Here is a 23,393-nt window from a genome sequence, read left to right as displayed (position 1 = left end):
TGAAGAAGAAAGAGGACAACATGAATCAAAAAAAGCTGAAAATCATTTATTTATCACTCATAACCGCAACGATTCTGTTTCTGGCCATTGGGCAAGTCTTTCCCATGGGAAAAGGCGGCTCTAGTACCGTAAGCGCAGAAAGCGCATCTGATACGACGAGTGCCGGACAGAAAAAGACGCTTGTGATGGGCACCTCAGCGGATTATCCGCCGTATGAGAGCGTAGACGCTAAGAACAACGGCGAAATCGTCGGCTTAGATATCGATATAGCCAAGTATATCACCAGCCAACTCGGTTATGAACTGGAAATCGCGAACATGGATTTCAATGGGCTTATTGCCGGGCTCCAAAGCGGCCGAGTCGACTTTGTCATGTCCGCAATGTCCGCTACAGACGAGCGAAGGCAGAGCGTCGATTTTTCTGACAACTATTATGCTGCGCGCAATACGATTGTATCTAAGAAATCAGCGCCACTGGAGACGGAAGAGTCGCTCATCGGCAAAAAAATTGGCACTCAGCTTGGCTCCACGCAGGATCTATATGCGGAAACCATTGAAGGCGCGGTGCTCAAAAAGCTTAATAAAATTCCTGATCTCATTCAAGAGCTTAACTCCGACCGCATCGATGCAGCTATCGTTGAGGACGCAGTAGCTATCGAGATGACCAACCTAAATTCGGAATTAGTGATGAATTTCCTGCCTGCCGAATCTGCAGAAAACGGCTATTCCCTAGCATTTCCGAAGCAATCTCCCCTTGTAGACGAATTTAATGGCATCCTAGCGGAAATGAAAGAAAACGGCAAGCTTGATGAAATTGTGCAGACTTGGTTTCCTGAAGGAAAGGAAGCGTCCAATAATCTGCTCAACATCGACTTTAGCATTCTTAAGGGCTACATTCCCTATATTCTAAAAGGCGTTTACGTCACCTTGCTCTTTACGCTTGTCTCGGCGTTATTCGGGCTTGTGTGGGGTACGATATTGTCGTTGTTCAAAATATCCGGCATTAAGCCGCTCGAATGGTTCGCGACCGCTTATACATCCGTATTCCGCGGCACCCCGCTGCTCGTTCAGCTTACGCTCATTTATTATGCGATCCCGCAAATATTCGATTATAAGATTCCTGCGCTTATGGCTGCCGGCCTGGCATTTGGTCTCAACTCGGCGGCATATTTATCCGAAACGATTCGCGGCGGCATTATGGCTGTCGACAAAGGGCAGCGCGAGGCTGCAATCGCACTCGGCATCCCTTACCGGACGATGATGCTGCGCATCATTTTCCCACAGGCGCTGCGCACGATTTTGCCGGCGCTCGTGAACGAATGCGTCGCTTTGCTTAAGGAATCGTCACTCGTTTCTATCATTGGTGTAACCGATTTGATGCGCCGAGCAGACGTTGTGCGCTCCGACACATTCAAATCCTTTGAAGTGCTTTTATTTATTGCCGCCATTTACTATGTGCTCGTTCTTATCTTAACTTCGTTTGCCCGTATGCTCGAAAGGAGGCTGCGCCGCAGTGATTAATGTAACCGACTTAACGAAAGCCTTCGGCAAAAACCAAGTGCTAAAAGGCATTACAACTACAGTAGAAAAAGGGGAGGTCGTGGCGCTGATCGGACCATCCGGCTCAGGCAAATCCACCTTCCTTCGCTGCTTGAATATGCTCGAGACGCCAACTAGCGGAACGATTACGATTGACGGCACGGCAATTACCGACCCAAAAACCGATATTGCCCGCGTTCGCCAGCGGATCGGCATGGTGTTCCAGCATTTTCATCTATTTCCGCATATGACGGTCATCGATAACATTACATTTGCTCCGATTCAGGTTAAGGGAATGTCCGCTGAGGAAGCCCGTTCCAAAGCTACCGAGCTGCTTGCGCGCGTTGGTCTATCAGACAAAGCGGACAGCTATCCCTCGCGCTTGTCCGGCGGACAGAAGCAGCGGGTGGCTATCGCAAGAAGCCTTGCGATGGAGCCCGACATTATGCTGTTCGACGAGCCCACCTCGGCGCTTGACCCCGAGATGGTGAAGGAAGTGCTGAACGTCATTCGCAGTCTCGCAGACAGCGGCATGACGATGCTGATCGTGACGCATGAGATGAAGTTCGCCCGCGAAGCAGCGGATACGATCTATTTCCTCGATGACGGCAAGCTGGTTGAACGGACGAATCCGGAGCAGTTTTTCACGAAGCCGCAAAGCGAGCGCGCCGCGCGATTTCTGGAGCAGGTGCTTTAGATCGTTTCTTCCTAGCAGGATAGAGAGAATTTCGTAAGGACTAATTTGCATCAACTAGCCAATGAGTTGACTGGAATCCTTGGTGCGTTGTAGTTTCTGCAACAGATACGTTACATGGAACTAAACTCGTTAAGCTACATTGCACTTTATGCAGCAGATTGAAAGGTCTTTGACCCATGAGACCGCCCTTTGGACGATTCAATTGCACAAAGTGCAGTGTAGGCACAGACTTTGTCCTTCCGCCAAGCCCCATCATTCAAAAGAAAGCTCTGCGGCTGCAACAGCCGCAGAGCTTTCTTTTTTACATAAGCGACTCCATCTCGACGCAGGCCATAACGAACGCGCCGACGCCATGCAAATCGTTCTGGCTAGTTGGACGTGTGACATAGTTCTCGTAATCGCCGGCTGAGGTGCCAATGCAAATATCCGGCAGGATGAAGCGACCTTGCTCGTCATACTGCACCACGCGCACGAGTCCCTCAAACCCTAGCTTTGCCGCTTCCAAGCAATCTTCCCCGACCAGGCCAAGCTTATAGGCTCTAGCGAGCGTGTAAACGAACAAGCAGGTGCAGGAGGTTTCTAGCCAATTATCCGCCAAATGCCCTTTATCTACTACCTGGTACCATAGCCCGCTCTTCGCATCCTGATACTTAATTAGCGCCCGCGAGAAATCAGCGAGCACTGCTTCAAGCTCGGCGCGCCCCGCTTCTCCCTCCGCTATTTCATCCAAAAACTGAGCTGCGGCGAGCCCGTACCACCCGAGGGATCGTCCCCAAAATTCCGGCGAGCAGCCTGTCTCAGGATCAGCCCAAGGCATCTGCCTGCTCTCATCCCATGCATGATACAGCAGCCCGGTCTTCTCATCCCTCATGTAACGGCGCATCAGCTGCTCCTGGTGAAGCACCATATCACGCAGTCCCTTGTCCCCATAGGCATTCGCATATTTTAGCGCAAATACACCGCCCATATATAGACCGTCCAGCCACATGTTGTAGGCGTATTTGTCCTTATGCCAGAAGCCGCCCTCAGAGGTGCGGTGGAGCGTGTCGAACAGACTGCGCAGCTTATCTGCCGCCGCTCGGTATTTGCTTTTATTCCCGTATTTATTACTGCCTTTATCGCCGTTTGCAATTCCCTTTTCATTTCCGCCTGCATGACCAGTCAAACCGCTCCGTTCATCAAGCCGGAACAGCAGCAGGCCTGCCTGTATCGCATCCAGCTCATCGCGGGCAAAATCAAAATTGCCGTAATCGTCGACCAGCTTATCCACGTAACGTTTTATGTAGGCATCATAGCGGTCATCCCTCTCCGCCCGCCACAGCAGCTCCATGCCGCAAAGAAATACGCCCTGATGATAATGCCAACGGCCCGCAGGAGGAAGCTCCTCCGGCAAATATGCGCTCATTAAAGAATCGCAAGCGGCTCTTGCCCATCCAATCGGTGTCGTTATCCGTTCAGTCAGCATCGTCATTAGTCCCCTCTCGATTGTTCAACTATATTTCGATAAGCCGCGCACGCGCCTAAAGCATGAGAAACACATGCTTATTTGAACAAATCGTACAAAGCACCTAAGGCTCCTGCTTTAAAAGCGGCTCCTCCACCCCAGCAAGCTCGTAGCATAAGGAGCGGATTAACAGCGCCTGCGTAGCCGCATTCATATCGCCCTCTATTTTTCCTTCGCTTAAATAGACAGGCCTTGGCATTCCTTGATAATGCTCCCCCTCCTTCACCTGCGCAACATTCGGAGCGGATGGCGAGTGAGCCAGCTCGCGCGAGAAGCCCCCGTCTGAACGAAGCAGTCTGCTCATGTTATGGAGTGTCGTCTGGAGGATGAACTGCAGCTCCTCCTCCGTCATCGATTCCAGCAGGCCGGGACGCTCCAGCATATTTAGCGCTTGACCCGTCGATTCAATATCCGGCTTGCGCCCACTGGAGCAACGAGAGCTTTTTGCGTAATAAAAGCCTTCGCTCGGCGGATCGTACTGGCCTGCTTGCCAAGCCGCTAGCTCGGCGAAAAGCCCATCCATATCGGTCAGCAGCTGCTGAACCTCGTTCTGACTTAATGACATTAAGGCACCCTCCCGACGTTAGCCTTTAATCGATCCCAGCATAGCCCCTTTGGCGAAATGCTTTTGCAAGAACGGATATACGACCAGAATGGGCAGTGTTGCCACCACGATAACGGCCATCTTCACCGTCTGATCTGGCGGCGGCACGGCTGCGTCCAGATCGGAGCTGTAATCCAGACCGCTGGCAAGCACGACGATTTGGCGGAGCAGCACTTGAATCGGCCATTTGGCGCTGTCATCCAAATACAGAATGGCGCTCAAATACGTGTTCCAATACGTCACCGCATAGAACAATGAAATCGTCGCGATAGCGGGCATGGAGAGCGGAAGCACGATACGGAACAAAATGCCGAAGTCGGTGCACCCGTCTATTTTTGCCGATTCCTCAAGCCCTTCGGGAATATTTTGAAAAAAGTTTTTCAAAATAATCAGGTTAAACGCACTGATCGCTGACGGAATAATAAGCGCCAAGTAGCTGTCGATCAGCCCCATCTCACGCACCACAAGAAACGTCGGGATCAACCCGCCGCTGAACAGCATCGTGAATACAACGAGAAACATGATGGCCTTGCGCCCATCGAGGTCTCTCCGCGACAAGCCATACGCCATCAAGGCAGTCGTGAACATGCTGAACAGCGTGCCAAATAACGTAACGCCAGTCGAAACCGCCATCGCTCGGAAAATCGTATCGGTCGAAAATATAAATGTATAGGCATCAAAGCTCCAAATCGTTGGCACAAGAATGAATTTCTTCATCGCCATCTCGGCACTTGTCGTGAACGATCCGGCAACGACATGCAGGAACGGGAGCACCGTAACGAGCGCGATAATGGCGAGCAGCGTAAAGTTCACGATCTGGAAAAGCCGGCCACCGAGCGTTTTATCCTCTACCATGCTGAACCCTCCTAAAGTTTTTTACTCAAAACGCCCTGCCTTAATAAACGCCTTCCTCACCCATCTTCTTCGCCAGCCTATTCGCCGCCATGACAAGCACGAGTCCGATAAACGATTTGAAGAAGCCGATCGCGGTGCTGTAGCTGAACTGCCCCTGCCTCAGCCCTGCCGTATATACATACGTATCAATAATTTCGGCAACATCCCGATTCATCGAATTCAGCAGCAGATACACATGCTCGAAGCCAAGCTCAAGCACATCGCCGATTTTCAAAATAAGCAGAATGATAATGACGCTTCGAATCGCAGGCAGCGTAATATGCCACACCTGTCTCAGGCGCCCGGCGCCATCCATGCGCGCCGCTTCATAGAGGCCAGGATCTACGGAGGCGATGGCCGCCAAATATATGATCGTTCCCCAACCCGCTTCCCGCCAGATGACCTGAATGATATACGTTGGTCTGAACCACTCGGGACTGAGCAGGAAATTGACTTTTTCGAATCCAAAATACGCAAGCAGCTCGTTCACGATGCCGCCGTCCGACGTTAGCATGACGAAGCCGATCGACACGATAATGACCCAAGACATAAAGTGAGGCAAATAGATAAGCGTCTGAAACGTTCTTTTGAAAAACGACAATCGAACCTCGTTAAGCATGAGTGCCAATATAATGGGTACCGGAAAAAAGAAAAGGATATTCATGCCAAACAGCAGCAGCGTATTCGTCAAAATGTTCAAAAAATCAGGCTCCGTAAACAATCGCTCAAAATGCTTGAAGCCAACCCATTCGCTTCCGCCGATTCCCTTGAACGGCTTATAGTCTTGAAAGGCGATCGCAAGGCCAAACATCGGAATATATTTGAAAATAATAAAATAAAATACGCCCGGCAGCAGCATGACATAGAGCCATTTGTTTTTCCAAAGACGCTTTTTGAGCTCGCTTGTTCTAGGCTGAGGCACTCTTGCCTGCTGAATGACCGTTTCCTGCATAGGGGTTCTTCCTTTCCACGGGAGGTTTGGGAGACTGCCCGGTCGTCCGGACAGTCTCTAGTGCTGCGGGTGTCAAACTTGTTAAGCTCGGCTAGTCGTTATTTTTTGTACGCTGCATTGTATTCCTCGATAATTTGAGCCCCGCCGCGCTTCTTCCACTCCTCAACCGCCTTGTCGAAACCAGCCTTATCGATTGCTCCGTAAATATATTTGTACGTTGCGTCCTTAATGATTTCTTGAAGCTCCGTACCCTTCTCCGTATATGTTGGCGAATCTAGCGGCGCTGTAGGATCGGCAACCGCGATCTTCTCGTTCTCTACGATGAGCTGCTCCGCATGAATCCGCGCAGGGAGCTCATGGAAGCCCTCCAGCATGCCGTTCGTTTCCGGCTCGCCGATAACGCTGTCCTTAAAGCCCTTGACCTCGCGCTCGGTCAGTTCTTTGTCCGCCGATGCTTTTGCTTTGCCATCCACTACCGTATAATGAGTGCCTTCAATTCCCCAGTACATCATGTTCGCCACTTCCGGCGTCATCAGCTTATCGAAGAAGGCCAAAATGTCCTTTAGCTCCGCCTCATCCTTGATGGCGGACTTAGGGAATAGGGCTACGTTGTTATAGCCCGGAATGGACCAAGAAGCCATTTTCCCGTCTGGACCGGCAACCATGCTGTGCGTATCAACGACTGCCGTCGGCACGTTTTTGACCAGATCCTTTACCAGAGAGTCCACATCCTGCATCGAGCCGATATATACGCCAGCCTTGCCGCTCGTAAACATGTTGACTTGGTCGGTCTTGCTCGTTGCGGCAAAATCTACGTTCATCGCCTTCGCATCACGAATTTTTTTGATAAAATCCATCGTTGCCGCATACTCCGCTGTCGCGAATTCAGGTACGAGCTGGCCGTCCTTCTCGCCCCAGTTGTTCGGTGTGCCAAACCATGCGGAGACGGTTTTGAATGCGCCATAAATAAGATCGTTCCGATCGGCTAAGCCGATCGTGTCGGGCTTGCCATTGCCATCCGGGTCGCCTGTCGTAAATTTCTCCATCATCGCATATAGCTCATCCACATTAGCCGGCGCGGCAAGGCCAAGCTTATCCGCCCAGTCCTTGCGGTAAATAATGCCTTGGCGGGCTAGCGGCCTGCCGATGTATACCGAGTACAGCTTGCCATCCACCTTCGTATTGTTCAAAATCTCTTCCTTCAGCTTGCCGAGGTTCGGAAATTCGCTAAGATAAGGCCCGATTTCCCAGAATTGGCCGTCACGGATCGCTTCCTTCATTTGGACGAAGGTCGCTTGGTTTTTCAAATAAGTAACCTGCGGCAGCGAGCCTGTTGCGAAGGAGGCGTTCAGCTTCTCCTCGTACGTGTCTGCCGGGAAAAACTGGTACGTCAGCTTCGTGTTCGTCAGCTTTTCCAGCTCATTCTTGATCGTATCCGGCGGTGTCTCCGCGATGTTAAGAGGAAGCATAATCGTAATTTCGGTCGGTTTCTCCGGCTCCGCTGGCTTCGCCGTTTCTTCTGTCTTGGCCCCGCTGTCATTGCTTGGTGCCGGCGTTGTCTTATTGCTGCCGCCATTCCCGCCTGAGCAGGCTGCGAGCAATAAGCTAAACGTCAAAACCACGCCCATCAGAATCGAATACGATTTTTTCTTCATACTGCGTTGACCTCCATATATCGTTTTGGGTTGCTACCCCTTCAAGCTAGCATCCGCGATTCGAGTGCCGAAACAATCATTTGCACATATGGCGAGCAGGTTACGGAGCATCTGAGCAAATGATTATTGCCCTTGCAGATGACACGTAAGCCGAGACCGGCTTGGTCGAACGATTTTTATGCGCATAAAAAAGAGCAGAGCGAAGCATACGCTCCACCCTGCTCTCTCTATCGTTCTTCCAGGTCCGCTTGCTACCTCTGAAAATAAGCATCCGTATACTCGCTCATCATCAAGCTGCCGCCGCTGCGCTTCCAGCGGTCAACCTCCTCATAGAAGCCTTGTGCGCTAATCTGTCCGAGCATATATTGGTACGTCGCATCGGAGATGATTTTGTACAGCTCCATGCTCTTCTCGTCATACGTCTTCGATTCAAGGCCGATCGTAGGGTCCTTCACGATAAATTTATCGTTGTCCGCGCTAAGCCGCTCCGCCATCTCCCACATCGTCTCTTTCTCCGCTGCCTTCAGCACGTTCGGATTGCTCAGGTCGGCAATCATGAGCGCATAAAGCGCATTTACCTCTGTAACGCGAAGCTGCGAGGTCTCCTCAGGCAGCTGAACCTGATTGCCAGCCATATTATAATGCTTGCCTTCTATGCCGTAGCGCATAAGATTGGCAACATCCTTATCCATCGTGCGATCGAAGAAGGCAAGCTGCTCCAGCAGCTCCTCCTCGGTCCGAATGGCTTTTTTCGAAAATAAATAGAGGCCGTTGTAGTTCGGAATCGACCAGACGCGGTAGCCCTCCGGCCCTTGGATCCGGTTCACCAGCGTGAAGCGCGCCTCGGGATTGATCTGCTTCGCTTCGTCCGACAGCCGCTGCACGTCAGTCATGCTGCCAATATAAACGCCTGCCCCGCCCCGTATGATAATATCCCGCTGCATTTCCTTGCTCGTAACGGCAAAATCCGCGTTCATCAGCTGCTCGTCGTACAGTCGCTTCATGAAATTCATCGTATCCATATAAGGCGCTGTTTCGAATTCAGGCACGATCTTCTTATCCTTAATGCCCCAATTGTTCGGCGTGCCGAAATACGAGCTTAACGTCTTAAAGGCGCCGAACACAAGGTCATTGCGATCAGCCAGACCAACGGTATCCTTTTGCCCATTGCGGTCCGGGTCGCCCAACGTAAACTGCTTGATCACCTCGTACAGCTCCTCGATCGTCCCCGGCTTACCTAGCCCTAAATTATCCAGCCAGTCCTCTCGTAATATGACGCCCTGCCTAGAAGAAGGACGCTCCGTGTACAGACCATATATACGGCCATCGATGGCCGCTTGCCCCAGAATGCCGGCATCCAAATGCCGCAAATTCGGGAATTGCTCCAGGTATGGCCCGATTTCCCAGAACGAGCCGGAGCGAATCGCATTTTTTACAAAAATATAATCGGTATGCTTCACGAAGGTTGCCTTCTTGAGCGAGTTCGTGGAGAGCGCCGTGTTCATTTTATCGGTATAAATGCCGTCCGGCACCCAGTTGATATCAAGCTTCACATTCGTTAAGCCCTCGAGCATTGTAATGATTTCCCCGCTGGGGGGATGGGGAAAATGCAGCGGCGCCATAATCGAGATCGTTGGCATTGCATTATCGTCATTCCTCTTGCTTGGTGCTGGGGATGTCGCGCAGGAAGCGCATGTGATAAGGACCAGACATGCTATAAAAAAGCGACAGCTTATTCGCAGCCCAGCGATCTTCGAACCGTTGCCCATGATGCAGCCCCCTTGTCATATCAGCCTTTTCCGCCCATAATCTAAGGAAATGATTATCGGCTGGCCAGATGATTATTGCTCTAAATGTATGCGTTTACTAAAATAAAGCTAATGCTCTCTTATTCCTAGACAAGGTGTTGATAGCTGTGCGATCCTTAACCTTTTTGAGCAAGATGACGATCTTCGGCTTTCTGCTCGGCACGCTTCCGGTCATTTTTATCGGCGCGTTCTCTTACGCAACATCTTCCAAGGAAATCCAGGAAAATGTAAATGCAGGAAAAATGCAGCTTATTATGCAAATTAACTCAAATGTAGAGCAGAAATTGACGACTGTCAACCATACGCTAAATCAGGTCATTAACTCAACCGTATTAAAAAAAGCAATGAATCAGCCGCTGACGGTGGGCGATTTTGTTATGTACGACGACTTGCGGGGCGAAATTCGTCATATGCAATCCTTCGATACGAAGCTGGAGGATGTTGTGCTGATTAACGAGCGGCATAACTGGATGATTAAAAATTCCGGCCTCTATGCGTTCGAGCAATACGCTCATTATGAGGAGCTGTCCCGTCTGACGCAAGTACCCGAAGGCACCTCTTGGATGCTTAACCCGTCCAGCTGGTTTTATAGCGAAGAGGCGGCGGGCAGCGCCGCCTGCAGCTACAGCATCAGTCTGGTGAAGAAGCTTCCGACGAACGGACTTGAAAAATACGGCCTGGCGCTCGCCAACATTCCGGCCTGCAGCCTGCAGGAGCTGCTTGAGCGCGATGAAGGGCACTTCTCGAATATTATGATTTTGGACGATCAATATCGCATATTGGTGCATCAAAACCAGTCGCTCATCGGCAAGCCGGCGGCAGTGAGCGGGCTGCATACGGGACAGCTGACAGAGCCCTCCGGCCAATTCACGGCGTCCATCGAGCAGAAGGATTACTCCATCACCTATTATCGCTCCGAGCTCAATGGCTGGATCTATTTGTCGGCGACCTCCATCGCAAGCATGACGAAGGAATCGAACAAAATCGGCACCTATACGCTGTACGTTTGCCTGTTCATGCTAACGCTGTCGATGCTGCTCGCTTGGCTCGGCTCGCGCCGCATGTATTCGCCGATCCAGCTCCTGCTGAATCAGGTCGGCGAACGGTTAACCGATGTACAGAAGCGAAAAACCAATGAATTTCAAGTCATTGGCGAGCGCGTCTCGCATCTATTCCAATCCAAATCAGAGCTGGAGAAGGAGGTTCGGCAGCATATTTCACAGGTGCGCACCTTCTTCTTCATGAAAGCCTTTCAAGGAAATATCAAGCAGAGCGAAATCCATGGGAAGCTCATCCAATTCGGCTACGGAACGCAGCTGAGTGAATGGAAGACGATGGCCGCCATTACGCTGCAAATTGATTTTTCAGATAACAGCCGTTACTCGAAGAGCGATCTGGAGCTGCTTCTATTCGCTGTCCATAACATGGTTGAGGAGCTTGTCCCCTTTGAGCAGCGGCTTGCTCCGGTCATAATGGATCAAACGATCGTCACGATTATCGGCAGCACGGAGTCTGACCTCGAAGCTTTCCATAATGCCAAATACGCGTTGACAGAGCATCTCCAGCAGCAAATTGCCAGCTTCCTTCACGTGCAGGTCAGCATCGGCATGAGCCTGCCTTTCAGCTCCTTCGCCTCGCTTGCGATCGCATACAGGGAAGGGCTCGAGGCGCTGAAGCACCGGATTAAATTAGGCGAAGGCATCATCATTCAATACGAGAATGTCAACGCGGGCAAGCATTACTTGAATCTCAACTATCCTGCGCATATCGAGAACGAGCTTATGGATGCCATTAAGCTGGCAGAGAAAGATAAAGCGAAAGAGCTGCTTAAAGCTTTTTTGCAGGCGGTGTTCGCAGTTGAGATCTCCCCTCAGGAATATCAAATCCCGCTTGCCCGGCTGCTGAACAACCTGCTGATTGTCATGCAGGAATCCGGGGTAAGCTTGAGCCAGATTCACAAGTCTAAGGGCTCTCTGCTGGAGGAGCTGCTTGAGCTGCATACCGCTGCCGAGATCGAGGACTGGTTCTGGAGCGGCGTCGTCTATCCGATGATCAAAATTTTCAAGGACCGGCAGGAAGCGCAGTATCATAACATTTCGGAGAAAATCATCGATATCGTGCAGCACCAGTATGATACCGACCTGACGCTTGAGGAATGCGCGTCGCGTCTTCACTATAATGCCAACTATTTGAGCAGCGTGTTCCGCAAGGAAACGAGCTACTCGTTTAGTGAATATTTGTCGATGTACCGCTTCAAAATGGCTAAACAATGGCTTGCTGACAGCGAGCTGCCGATCAAGGACATCGCAGCCAAGCTTCGCTATAACAACCCGCAAAACTTTATTCGATCCTTCCGCAAGCAGGAGGGCATTACGCCCGGCCAATATCGCGAGAAGAAGCGCATCGTATAGATGGAAATAAAAGCCATCTTTTTTGGAAGAAGCTGTGCTATAATCTTCAAAATAAGAAGGAGGCTATGTGCATGCTGCAACGACCATTGAAGGAAGAATACATGCCCTATTATGAGCAATATATTGGATTGGTTGGCGAGGGTTCTGTAACGGAAATACTCGAAAAACAACTGGCGAGCACGACCGAATTGCTCTCGGATATTCCCGAAGCGAGGGCCGATTACCGTTATGCAGAAGGAAAATGGTCGCTCAAGGAGGTTGTCGGCCATATTACGGACAATGAACGCGTGATGAGCTACCGCCTGCTGCGAATAGCGCGTGGCGACAAGACGCCGCTTGCCGGCTACGATCAGGATGAATTCATGAGCGGCGCTTCGTTTCAAGACTGGACCTTCTCGCAAATTATCGAGGATTACATTTCCGTGAGACGAGCTACACTTACCTTGCTGCGCGGCTTGTCTGAAGCGGCATGGCTTCGCCTCGGTGTTGCCAACGAAGCAGACATCTCAGCTCGGGCGCTTGCCTATATTATTGCAGGGCATGAGATTCATCATTTGAACATCATTCAAGATAAATATTTAGTGAAGTAGGCAATTATCGCTTATGCCTTTCTCCCATAAAATCATGTATGTAAACCTATTGATGTGATAATATGGTTAACACACATGATTTTTTAGTAGAAGGAGAGGTAATGCGATGACAATTCGTTTGCGCGGTCACCATCTGCTTTGTTTGCTCGGCTACCGAGGCATGGGGTATTCGGACGATTTTTGCGTCAATATGACTGCGATATATGAAAAGCTTCGCTCGGAGCCTGAAACCGACGTTGAGATTATAATAGGTCCCGACGACGTATGCAAAGCCTATCCGCCGGACAAAACCAATCATTGCGTGGGCACTGTGTACGGATTGGATGCGAACGTACTCGCCAAGCTTGGTCTGAAAGCAGGCGAGCGCGGCAGCTGGCAAGCCATCTGTGACCGTGTAGCCAAGACCATGGTGCCGGAAGACATTAGCCATCTTTGCTTAACCTGCCCATGGGAGAAGTATGGCGTTTGCGCAGAGGGAGTCGGACTGATTGTTGAAGGCAAGCCGCTGCCTAAGGTAGGCGCATAACAGGCAAAAGCGGCAAGGAGATGCCCTGGCATTGCTCCTTACCGCATTTTTGCTTTTACGTAATAGCTAGCCGCTTCATTCCGTTCATGTAGGGCTGAAGCGCTGCCGGAATGCGAATCGAGCCGTCCTCCTCTTGATGATTTTCGAGAAGCGGTATGAGGATGCGCGGGCTTGCCACAGCCGTGTTGTTAAGCGTGTGACAGAACCTTAATGCGCCGTCCTCGGCACGATATCTGATATTCGAGCGGCGCGCCTGAAAATCATGCAGGTTCGACGACGAATGCGTCTCCCCGTATGCAAGGCGGCTTGGCATCCATGTCTCAATATCGTATTGCTTATACGTTTTTTGCGACATATCTCCTGTGCATACCGCCATAACCCGGTAAGGCAGCTCCAGGCATTGCAGCAGCTCCTCGGCGTTCGCCGTTATTTCCTGCAGCAGAGCTTCCGACAGCTCGGGATCAGCCTTACATAGAATAACCTGCTCGACCTTAGCGAACTGGTGAACCCGGTATAGCCCATGAACGTCTTTGCCTGCCGAGCCGACCTCGCTGCGGAAGCAGACCGATGCGGCTGCAAGCTTGATCGGCCTCTCTGCGTCTACGATTTCGTTCGCGTAGTAGGTGATCATCGGCACCTCCGAGGTGCCGACCAGCCATTTATCGTCGCCTGTAAGCCGGTAGCTCTGATCCTCGCCAAGCGGGAAAAATCCGGTATTGCTCATCGCGTCGGTACGGACCATCAGTGGAACGTCCAGCGGCGTATAACCCTTTTGCAAAAGCAAATCAAGGGCAAGCTGCTGTACAGCGCGATGGAGCAGGACGCCCGCTCCCTTCAAGAAATAGTTGCGGCTGCCCGCGGCCTTCACGCCTCGTTGTATATCCACCATATCATGCAGCTCGCCGAGCGCCATATGATCCTTCAGCTCGAAAGCAAAGCTTGGCGCTTCGCCAAAACGTCTCAGCTCCACATTATCAGCATCCGAACGGCCATCCGGCGTGTCTGGCGATACGATATTAGGAACGAGCGCCATCAGCTCTGCAATATGCCGCTCCACCTCTGCAAGCTGCGCTTCTAGAACATTCAGCTTCTCATTCGTTTCCTTTACGCTTTGCTTCGTTTGCTCTGCTTGATGCTTAGCGCCCTGACTCAGAAGAGTTCCAATATGATGCGAGAGCTTATTGCGAATTTCTCGCAAAGCCTCCGTATCCTGCAGCAGCCGCCGCTTCTTCTCATCCCACGATAGCAGCTCAGCAATGGAAACGTTGATCCCTTTCTGATTTGCCACCGTCTGTACCTGCTCGTCATTTTGCCTCAACCATCTCATGTCCAACATGTCACCGCGCTCCTTTTCGTTTAGAAAAACACAAAAAACGCCCTCATCCCATATGGGACGAGGAGCGTTTTTTACTCGCGGTGCCACCCAAATTGACCAGACAGACGCACTGCCTGATCCTCTTTGTTCCGCGATAACGGGCGGGCCCGGTAAACTTAGGGGGAAGGCGTTTCCCTCCCCTTGACGAGAACGCCTCCGAGTTGGATTCTCTTCACTGGCGTGATCCGATAATTAATTTTGTAGTAATATAACATATTCATCATAAGAAATACAAGTGTGCTTATTTGGAGAAAAACAACTTATTGCCGGAGCGGATTGCTTTCTGAAGCGGTTTAAAAGGTTTTGCACCGCTCATTCACGAATAGTACAAATACCATAAAGGATAGATCGGAGGAACGGAAAACGTGACGAATGATCTTCATGTACAGGAGCTGACCACGCTCAAAACGATTGCAGAAACGTTAAATCAATCCAACGATCTCGCTTTCATGCTGGACACCGTGCTAGGCAGGCTGCTAGAGGTAACGGGCCTCTCCTTCGGTTGGATCTTCTTTGTAGATGCCGACCAAGCATATACATGCGTGGCAGACCGCAATTTGCCTCCTGCCCTGCTATTCGAAGAGAAGCGGTTCATGAAATGCGGCTCTTGTTGGTGCTTGGATCGCTATCAAGGCGGGCAGCTAAAAAACGCGGTCAACATTTTGAGCTGCAAAAGGCTCAATAATGCCCGAAAGGCAAACACGGGAGATACCTGCGGGTTCACGCATCATGCCACGGTCCCCCTTCGCATCGGCGAACGATTATTTGGCGTCTTAAATGTGGGATCTCCCGGCAAGGCGCATTTTACGGACGAGGAGCTGGCGCTGCTGCAAGCAGTCGCGTTCCAGATCGGGGTTGCTGTCGAGCGAATGAGGCTGCATGAGGAAAAGGAGCGGCGAGCTGAGCTTTTTTCCCGGCTTGGCGAGTTCAGCCGTGCTTTAACGATCACGCTTAGCGGGGAAGATGCTGGCGGACAATTGAACTTGCACGCCATGCAGCTCGTAGGCACTCATTTTGATTGGCCGTTCGCGGCATTGCTGGAGCGTGTAGGAGATTATTTTATTGTCCGCAGCCTGCATTTCGACCATGTGCAGCTGACGCCTAATTCACGTATATCGGCTGCTGAGGCGCCTTGGCTTGATCAGGTCGGCCGCGCGCAGGGCTATCAAGCTGTAGATGTCGCTAACATCTCCGTCCTTACCCGCAGCGATGTGCAGCCTCAGCTGTTTAAGGCGCTTCAATCCGTCATTGCGGCTCCCGTTACGTTTGGCGGAACCGAGGCCTGCGGCATCTTGGTCATTGGGCATCCCGGAAGCTGCGGGCTTAATCAAGTGGACGGCGCCGTACTCGAGGCAGTCGCAGAGCATATGGCTATCGCACTCGAAAATGCTCGGCTAGAGGAGGTTCGCCTCGACCTCGCCCGTTTGGAAGAACGGAACCGATTGGCGCGCGATTTGCATGACTCCGTATCCCAATTGTTATTTTCGATCAGTATGACTGCCAAAGGCGTCGAATCATTGCTAGGCAGCGAGCAATTGGATTCAGCCAAAAACGCCGTAAAGGATATGCAAGCATTGTCCCGTGACGCCTTAAAGGAAATGCGTGCGCTCATCGTTCAGCTTCGGCCAGCGGGCGTAGAGAAAGGGATCGTTGCCGCTTTAGCTGAATACGGCACTCGCCTTGGCCTGCAGGTAAACGGGCAAACGACCGGCCAAGCGTCACTGCCGCATGTCGCTGAGGAAGCGCTATGGCGAATTGGCCAAGAGGCGCTGAACAACGTTTCTAAGCATGCCGGCACCTCCAAGGTCAGCGTGGCGCTCGTCGCGCAGACGGACGAAATTTCGCTCACCGTTACCGACTATGGCCGCGGCATGAAGACGGGCAGCCCCTCCACTGGGCAGGAGTCATTTGGCTTATCCAATATGCGGGAACGCGCCGAAATGGTTGGCGGCCGCTTTCAACTTACAAGCAGAACGGGCAAGGGGACCTCGATAGAGGTGAGGCTGCCTCTTTCTGCGGATTCCATAGGGAAGGTGCCGAAAAAATGACGATTAAATTGCTATTGGCCGATGATCACGCGATGGTACGAAGAGGCTTGCAGGTTTTTTTATCGACGCAAAATGATATTAAGCTGATCGGCGAAGCGGCTACCGGACAAGAAACGTTGGCTCAAGTTGCAGCGCTGCAGCCTGATGTCGTATTAATGGATATCAATATGCCCGGCATGAGCGGCATTGAAGCAACGAAACAAATCAAGCTTTCTCATCCAGAGGTTAAAGTGATCATTCTTACTTCCTTTTCCGACCAGGAGCATGCGCTGCCCGCGATTCGAGCCGGTGCCAAGGGCTACCTGCTTAAGGATATCGAGCCGGAAGATCTCGTAAGAGCCATCATAAATGTGTATAGCGGCAAGGTTGAGCTGCATCCCGACGTAGCCGGCCAGCTCATGAGCCAGTTTGCCGATGCAGAGCAAGAGGCGTCCCCTAGCGCTGTTGATCACGGCATCTCCGAGCTGACAGCAAGGGAGCAGGACGTCCTAAAGCTTATTGCATCGGGCAAAAGCAACCGAACGATTGCGGAGGAGCTGTTTATCTCTGAAAAAACGGTGAAAAGCCATGTTAGCCACGTATTAAGCAAGCTCGGGATGACCGATCGAACGCAGGCTGCCATCTATGCTGTGAAGCATGGTCTTGATCTTTAGTACGGTTCATTTATCAGACTAAAGTCGTAGAGCATTCAGCCAATGGTTGAATGCTTTTATTGATTTAAAATCATTCCTATTGCGGAAGTCATGTCCATGCTGAAGTGATACGATTAAACCAACCAAATCGCAAGGCGAAAGGAAGATAACGATGAAAATTACCATTTTAACAGGAAGCAACCGAGACTCTGCAACCAGCACACGTTTAGCCGTCCATGTGGGGCAATTGATTTCACAGAAAGGGCATACCGTACTGGTCCACGATCTATTCCAAACGCCGCTTCCCTTCTACTCGCCTGAAGGCGTCGGCCATGACCATGCAGCTGTCCAGCAGCTGCAGCAAGCAATGCGCCAAGCTGACGCAATAGTACTGGCATCACCTGAGTACCACGGCAGTATCTCCGGCGTGCTCAAAAACGCGCTGGACTACCTCGGCCAGGATCATTTTCGCGGGAAAGCTGTGCTCTCGTTAAGCTCCTCGGGTGGAGCCGTCGGCACAAGCTCGCTGCAGCAGCTCCAAGCCATCGTCCGCAATCTTCACGGGATCAACTCGCCGGAATGGATCTCTATCGGAGGTGCCCAGCGGAACCTGCTTGCGGACGGACTTGCAGCCTACGAAGGCAGCGGCAGCGATATTCACGATCGCATCCATCACTCAACATTAGCATTTTTAGAGCTAGCTGAGCTGGTAAAAGGAAAGTAACGCCGTACATTGCCTAGCAGCAAACTGCAAAATTGCAATCAGCGATAAACATGTCCCTATTCGGCTCGGTCAGACGGACGCTTCCTGCGTCTCTCTGATAAGCGAGCGATAGGGGCATGTTTTGCTTTATGCTTCTATGTGATTGCTTAAAAGCTGCCATTGAGCAATCTATACCGGCCATGATTGAAAACATTACGATAGGTTTAAAATATGAAAGAGAATTATCGATGGGTCGGACGTTACCCGCCAATCCTATAGGAGGTTCCACATGTTGAACAGCATGACAGCTTTACCTTACGCTAAACGCAAGAAGAAGGGTTTTGCTGCTTTTGCGGCATTTGGCATAGCCCTGTCCTTATTGTCCGGCTGCGGACAAACGGGGACAAGCAATATGGGCGCTGGCGCGAACAAAGCAACAACTGCGCCTACGAATCAGGCTGAAGCCACGAATGCGATGAGCAAGGAGGATAACCCTTTCGAGGCTGCCGGCATTAACGATCCCAAAGCGTTTATCCAAATGTTCGAGCTTGCCAAGGCAGCCGTTGCCGCAGACGAGAAAGCCGCTGTCGCAGAGCTGATCCTGCTCCCGCTCCAGGTCAATGGAGAGACACCTATGAAGATTAAGTCCAAAGAGGAATTTATAGAGAAATATGACCAGATTATGACGAAGCCTGTAAAAGACGCGCTGGCCGCGCAGCAGGTTGATGATCTCTTTGTTAGAGACCAAGGCGTTATGGTCGGAAACGGTCAGCTTTGGTTCGGCGCATCCGCAGAAGAACCTCAAGTGTACGGCATCATTGCCGTTAATCCCGATGTCGCTCCAGCAACGAGTTAACCGCTGGACCAAAACGGAAAATCGTATCTTCATTTAACTAAATGTTATTCGCTTAGATCCATCCCACAAAAAAGGACACCAGCGACTGCTGGCGTCCTTTTTCTTTATGGCTTAGAAGGCAGTCCATTCGCGCTGCGAATCAGCGAGAAATACTGATCGGCGAGAACGGGAACATACTCAGGTCCAAGCGAAGCTTGCAGCTCGGCAATGTCAGAAGGGGTGAGGCTCCACGCAAGCAGACCTAAGGAAACGAACAACGGCGATTTTCCGTCCCACTTAGCCTTGGCGTCGGCAAGAATCTTCTGTCCGTCCTGTACAGTGCTGATGCCTTGAATCGTCGAGACAGGAAGCTTGCCGTCAACAATTTCTACACCATATCGATCTTCCCAGCTTAGGAACAGCCCTTGAGCTTTGTACTCTTTGATATAAGCTGCTGCATGCTCGTCACTCAGCGGTACATTTTTACTGTCGACGCGGTTTAAGACGTAAGGAATCGTCATGCCTGTCTTCACCATGTACGAATACGATTGCTTCAGGAAAGCGGCAAACGATTCCGCAGGCCATGCGTTTGGATAGAAGTAGCCTGCGCCGGATGGTCCTGCAATAAGCAGGTCATTATCTGTGGCAGTCTCTTGGAAATAATTCAGCATCGCTGGTGCGCCATCATAGAGCAGCGGACTGGATGTCCAGTTCAGCGGCACTTTACCGCGGCTTGGATCATCCCACAGAATGCGCATTCTATGCTGATTGTATTGGAAGTTGTCGCCTTCACTGAATGTATACGTTACATAAATTTTGTTCTCCAGCTTCGGCGTCTTTGCCGCTTTTGCTTTGACCGTATTCGCCTTGGTTCCGGAGAATACCGTCAGGTTGCTGAACCAATCGGCTGCAAGCACATAGACGCCGTGATTGGATGTAATCTCAACACCGCTGAACTCACCGTCTACGTCATTGCTGAACCAGCCTAGGTATGGCGTGCCCGGCTTCACGTCCGATAAAATTTTCTCGAAGAGCGCCTTCTGTTCAGGCACGTTGGAATCGAGCCAGAACACCATCGCTTTATTCGCTACGGCATAATCACGCAAGTAGCCGTATGGCTCCTTCTGCTCGGAGGATACCGGCTGTTCATTGCCAACGGAAACCTTATACTGATTCCACATATCTACGGAAGCCGTCAGCTGTTTCGTACCAGCCGGCGGAGTAAATTTGTAGATGAAGTAACGGTTGTTGTCGGCGAACCGATGCCCGCCGTTGCCTTCAGATACTTGCGAGCTCTGCCGATCATACAAGAAAGGCTCCTCTTCCGGTGTACCCGGGATAAATTTCGCAATGGCCTTGCCATCCGCCGTGATCGTTACCTCATGCACAGCGGTTCCCCAGCCGTCCTGCGAGAACGCATCGTCGAAGCGCAGATATACGTCCGACTTGCCAAGGCTCGAACTTAGATCAAGATCATATACCTTCCGATTGGCACCGTCACGCTCCTGCGTTGTATCCTGCGCAATGACTTTGAACAGATCCTCTTGGCCTTCCGGAAGCCTGATCGACGTGTCCGGACTAAGACCGACAAGCATCCGATGCGTCGTCTGGCTCCATAGATTGTCGTACTGCCAAGTGTAAGCGTCCAGCCTATCCTTGAATTTCCCTTGAAGATCGTCCAGCACTTTCAAGCTGTACGGCTCGGCCTGCAGCTTCTCCGCCAGCTCAGGGCTTGCAACCACGCCGCCCTTCAAACCGGCTAACGTTGTAGCCACGTTGACGGAGTCCGGCACGTTCGGATCGTATATAATAATACCGTTTATTTCCTTTTTGTAAGTACGGACGATCTGCCAATAGTCGTCCCACTCCTTGTAAGCCACATTCAAGTCATTCAGCCAAGTGTACTTTCCTTCCTCCTTGTTCTCCAGCAAATAAATGCGTGGCTCGACACGATTAACAATACCTTGCAGGGTTGCCATTAGAATCTTTATATCGCCTGGCGCATCATATATATCCGCCACGTCCAATTGCTTAATCTTCTTAAAACTTGGAAGCGCTTGCTTTTCTGGCCAAGCAATCGTGCTTGCCTGCGCCTTCTCCATGGATTCAGCGGCAGATGCGCCAAATGACATGGACAGCGTACAAACGACCGCAAGTCCGATAACGGTAAGCTTACGTAACATGGTCTACACCTCAGTTTAATAGTGGTTTGGAGGACAGCCTCTTGACGCGCGCGTTTTCTCCTATACCTCCTTTACTCGGCAGCATCATTTCACTTCCTCACAAATATATATTTATTATATTGATAATATAATTACAACCACTTCGACAAAAGCTCCTATCTTCCCCTATCAATTTGAGTCTCCTTGTGTACACATCATCCTTAAACATAGTTACAATATCCTACGTCCTGTAGGACGTGCTACAGGTCTAATCTTTAAAAATCGTATATATTATACATAACAAATATATGTCGTAGTCCGTGCCATAAAGACAAAAAAAAGCACTTGCGGCTATGAGCCGGCAAGCGCCTTGCGAACAGATAAAATATATTTGGATTGATCAAGCGGATTAACGCCTCGGCGTACCCGCTCCGCCTTCACATCAGGCGGGCATTCGCGATAGCCCGCGAAAAAGGTTGCCAAGGCGCCTCTCCCCTTCGTCAGCGAGCCGAATCGTGCGGGAAAATCGAGCGAGGTGGCTACCGGAAGCGTACCTTCAAGCTCCATCCGCTCCTGCCTGACAACCGGCGTATCGAACTCCCCGCGCATGAGAATGAGCTCATTCATCAGCTTGCCGCCCGTCTCCTCCGGGACGGATATACGGAACGACAGCATCGGCTCCAGCAGCTTAACCCCTATCCGAGATAAGCCGTCCATGATACCCATTGGGGTAGCGACCGCAAAATCAAGCGGATGCGTATGCCACACATGATGCTCACCTTCAACCAGCGTCACCTTCAAATCCGTTACTTCCCAGCCAAAAAGCCCTTGCTGCAGCGCCTCGGGAACGCTTCTGGCTACTTCATTCTGATAGCGGTCGAGCAGCCGCTCCGAGCGTACAACGGAGCTAAAAGTGATTCCGCTTCCGCGTTCCCCAGGCTCGATATGAAACCGCAGTATCGCCCAGCAAGGCTTCGGCATCGTATACGCGATGAAGCCCTCGCCTGCCTGTGCCGGCGTCTCTTTATAAATAACCGACGGCTCGCCAAAATCAGCCTTCAAGCCGTAGCGATTGTGCAGAACATGGGTCAGCACCTCGATCTGTATCGGACCCATGACCTTGAGATGCAGCTCGCGCTGCTCCTGCAGCCATTGCAAATCAAGCAGCGGGTCCTCATCCGCCAGCTCCTGCAGCGCCGCAACGACAGCCGGATACTCAGCCTCGTTGCCCCATCGCACCTGCACCGTCAGAAGCGGCACAGCCAGCCTCGTCTCGCCGGGAACATAATCGCCGCAGCCGACAATATCGCCAATGCGCGCCTGATTCCAGCCGCAAACGGCTGCAATGTCGCCAGCCGCCAGCAGCCCAACATCCTCGGCCTTCTGCCCATCGATTTTGCGGATTTGCGTAACCTTCTCTTCGATTTGCTGCGTCTCATTCCGTACGGAGTCGCGGTTGCGAATGACGCCGCTGTATAAGCGCACATAAGCGATTCGCCCCATCACCGGATCACGCTCAATGCGGAAGACGACGCCCGATACTGGTCCGTCCTCCACGACCGCTGGCGGGGGAAGCAGCCCAACCATCGCTTGCATGAGCGGCTCGATGCCAATTCCTCTATTCGACGCGCCGAATAGAATCGGAAACAGCTCTCCGCTTTGCGTGAGCGGCGCCAGCATTTGATTCAGCTCCGCCTTCGGCAGCGTCCCGCTGTCCAAATAATGCAGCAGCAGCGACTCATCCTGCTCTGCCACCGTTTCCTCCAGCAGCTGCAAATAGGTCTGCGCCTCTCCGAAATCGCCAGCAGCATCATCCAGCATGCCCACCTGGCCGCTAAAGCTATCCTCCACGCCAATCGGAGCCTGTACCGGCGCTGCTTGAGGCGAAAGCAAACGGCGAATTTGCTTTATCGTGCCAAGCGGATCGGCTCCGATACGGTCCATCTTATTCACGTAAATAATCGTCGGAATATTTCGCTCCCGCAAGGCATGCCAAATGATCTCCGTCTGCGCCTGCACGCCCTCGACCGCCGAAAGAATAAGCACCGCTCCATCCATCACGCGCAGCGACCGCTCAACCTCTGAGAGAAAATCGACATGTCCCGGCGTATCGACCAAATTGATCGTAGCGCCTTGCCAATTAAAACGTGTCGCTGCTGCACGTACCGAAATCCCTCTGGAGCGTTCAACCTCCAGAAAATCCGTCTGCGCCGTGCCCGCATCCACGCTGCCAAGCGACCGGATGCGTCCGCTGCGAAATAAGATCTGCTCCGTCGTCGTCGTCTTCCCTGCGTCGACATGGGCGAATATGCCGATATTCCGTATATTTTTTGAAGCAATAGACTCCATCTTACATGTCTCCTTACTTGCTGTTCCTTTCCTTATCGTACCTCTGAAAGCGCATAACAGCAACAAAAAACGGCTAACCGCGGCAAGTGCACGGTAAGCCGTATCATAGG

18 protein-coding genes are annotated in these 23,393 nt (G+C 51.5%); 9 read left to right on the top strand and 9 right to left on the bottom strand.

Annotation, left to right across the window (positions count from 1 at the left end):
- Positions 1–20 precede the first annotated feature (20 nt).
- Entirely contained in the window at positions 21–1,520 is a 1,500-nt protein-coding gene (locus tag HI950_RS17450) for an ABC transporter substrate-binding protein/permease (protein ID WP_169084275.1), read from the top strand.
- The gene (locus HI950_RS17445) at positions 1,513–2,235 is read left to right on the top strand and encodes an amino acid ABC transporter ATP-binding protein (RefSeq protein WP_169084273.1); all 723 of its coding nucleotides are present in this window, start codon (positions 1,513–1,515) and stop codon (positions 2,233–2,235) included. The genes HI950_RS17450 and HI950_RS17445 overlap by 8 nt, the downstream gene beginning before the upstream one ends.
- 301 nt (positions 2,236–2,536) lie before the next feature.
- Here the strand turns inward: HI950_RS17445 and HI950_RS17440 are convergent, their stop codons facing one another.
- The 6 genes from HI950_RS17440 to HI950_RS17415 form a co-directional block, all read right to left on the bottom strand.
- Complete coding sequence (locus HI950_RS17440) at positions 2,537–3,700, bottom strand: glycoside hydrolase family 88/105 protein (RefSeq protein WP_223285344.1); 1,164 nt, start codon at positions 3,698–3,700, stop codon at positions 2,537–2,539.
- Between the two features lie 103 nt (positions 3,701–3,803).
- The gene (locus tag HI950_RS17435; RefSeq protein ID WP_187768119.1) at positions 3,804–4,304 is read right to left on the bottom strand and encodes a hypothetical protein; all 501 of its coding nucleotides are present in this window, start codon (positions 4,302–4,304) and stop codon (positions 3,804–3,806) included.
- A gap of 18 nt (positions 4,305–4,322) precedes the next feature.
- Positions 4,323–5,198 (bottom strand): carbohydrate ABC transporter permease, encoded by an 876-nt coding sequence (locus tag HI950_RS17430; protein WP_169084269.1) that lies wholly within the window; start codon positions 5,196–5,198, stop codon positions 4,323–4,325.
- A gap of 40 nt (positions 5,199–5,238) precedes the next feature.
- Complete coding sequence (locus HI950_RS17425) at positions 5,239–6,189, bottom strand: ABC transporter permease (protein WP_169084267.1); 951 nt, start codon at positions 6,187–6,189, stop codon at positions 5,239–5,241.
- A 98-nt stretch (positions 6,190–6,287) separates the two neighbouring features.
- The gene (locus HI950_RS17420; protein ID WP_169084265.1) at positions 6,288–7,844 is read right to left on the bottom strand and encodes an extracellular solute-binding protein; all 1,557 of its coding nucleotides are present in this window, start codon (positions 7,842–7,844) and stop codon (positions 6,288–6,290) included.
- Between the two features lie 251 nt (positions 7,845–8,095).
- Positions 8,096–9,613 carry an extracellular solute-binding protein gene (locus HI950_RS17415; protein ID WP_169084263.1) on the bottom strand — a complete coding sequence of 506 codons (1,518 nt, stop codon included), beginning with the start codon at positions 9,611–9,613 and terminating at the stop codon, positions 8,096–8,098.
- Between the two features lie 146 nt (positions 9,614–9,759).
- Here HI950_RS17415 and HI950_RS17410 point away from each other — a divergent pair, with 146 nt between their 5' ends.
- The 3 genes from HI950_RS17410 (at position 9,760) to HI950_RS17400 (ending at position 13,179) form a co-directional block, all read left to right on the top strand.
- Positions 9,760–12,063, top strand: coding sequence for an AraC family transcriptional regulator (locus HI950_RS17410; protein WP_169084261.1), 2,304 nt, complete (start codon positions 9,760–9,762; stop codon positions 12,061–12,063).
- Between the two features lie 71 nt (positions 12,064–12,134).
- Positions 12,135–12,653 (top strand): DinB family protein, encoded by a 519-nt coding sequence (locus tag HI950_RS17405; protein WP_169084259.1) that lies wholly within the window; start codon positions 12,135–12,137, stop codon positions 12,651–12,653.
- Between the two features lie 106 nt (positions 12,654–12,759).
- The gene (locus tag HI950_RS17400) at positions 12,760–13,179 is read left to right on the top strand and encodes a DUF1284 domain-containing protein (protein ID WP_169084257.1); all 420 of its coding nucleotides are present in this window, start codon (positions 12,760–12,762) and stop codon (positions 13,177–13,179) included.
- 55 nt (positions 13,180–13,234) lie between these two features.
- On the opposite strand, the gene serS is transcribed toward HI950_RS17400, so the two are convergent.
- Entirely contained in the window at positions 13,235–14,515 is a 1,281-nt protein-coding gene (serS, locus tag HI950_RS17395) for a serine--tRNA ligase (RefSeq protein ID WP_169084255.1), read from the bottom strand.
- A 404-nt stretch (positions 14,516–14,919) separates the two neighbouring features.
- On the opposite strand from serS, the gene HI950_RS17390 reads away from it, so the two are divergent.
- The 4 genes from HI950_RS17390 (at position 14,920) to HI950_RS17375 (ending at position 18,793) form a co-directional block, all read left to right on the top strand.
- Positions 14,920–16,602, top strand: a complete 1,683-nt coding sequence (locus HI950_RS17390) for a GAF domain-containing sensor histidine kinase (RefSeq protein WP_317618393.1) — start codon at positions 14,920–14,922, stop codon at positions 16,600–16,602.
- The gene (locus HI950_RS17385; RefSeq protein ID WP_169084254.1) at positions 16,599–17,255 is read left to right on the top strand and encodes a response regulator; all 657 of its coding nucleotides are present in this window, start codon (positions 16,599–16,601) and stop codon (positions 17,253–17,255) included. Before HI950_RS17390 ends, HI950_RS17385 begins: the two co-directional genes overlap by 4 nt.
- A gap of 151 nt (positions 17,256–17,406) precedes the next feature.
- Positions 17,407–17,958 (top strand): NADPH-dependent FMN reductase, encoded by a 552-nt coding sequence (locus HI950_RS17380; protein WP_169084252.1) that lies wholly within the window; start codon positions 17,407–17,409, stop codon positions 17,956–17,958.
- A 268-nt stretch (positions 17,959–18,226) separates the two neighbouring features.
- The gene (locus HI950_RS17375) at positions 18,227–18,793 is read left to right on the top strand and encodes a hypothetical protein (RefSeq protein WP_169084250.1); all 567 of its coding nucleotides are present in this window, start codon (positions 18,227–18,229) and stop codon (positions 18,791–18,793) included.
- 104 nt (positions 18,794–18,897) lie between these two features.
- Here HI950_RS17375 and HI950_RS17370 read toward each other — a convergent pair whose 3' ends face one another.
- Together HI950_RS17370 and HI950_RS17365 are read right to left on the bottom strand one after the other, a co-directional pair.
- On the bottom strand, positions 18,898–20,955 hold the full coding sequence (locus HI950_RS17370) for a GxGYxYP domain-containing protein (RefSeq protein ID WP_169084248.1): 2,058 nt from the start codon (positions 20,953–20,955) through the stop codon (positions 18,898–18,900).
- 330 nt (positions 20,956–21,285) lie between these two features.
- A complete protein-coding gene (locus tag HI950_RS17365) occupies positions 21,286–23,283 on the bottom strand; it encodes a GTP-binding protein (protein WP_169084247.1) in 1,998 nt (665 codons plus the stop codon).
- Positions 23,284–23,393 lie beyond the last annotated feature (110 nt).

This window comes from Paenibacillus sp. PL91 (assembly GCF_012935325.2).
GTDB lineage: Bacteria > Bacillota > Bacilli > Paenibacillales > Paenibacillaceae > Pristimantibacillus.
This window is presented reverse-complemented; position numbering and strand designations above follow the sequence as displayed.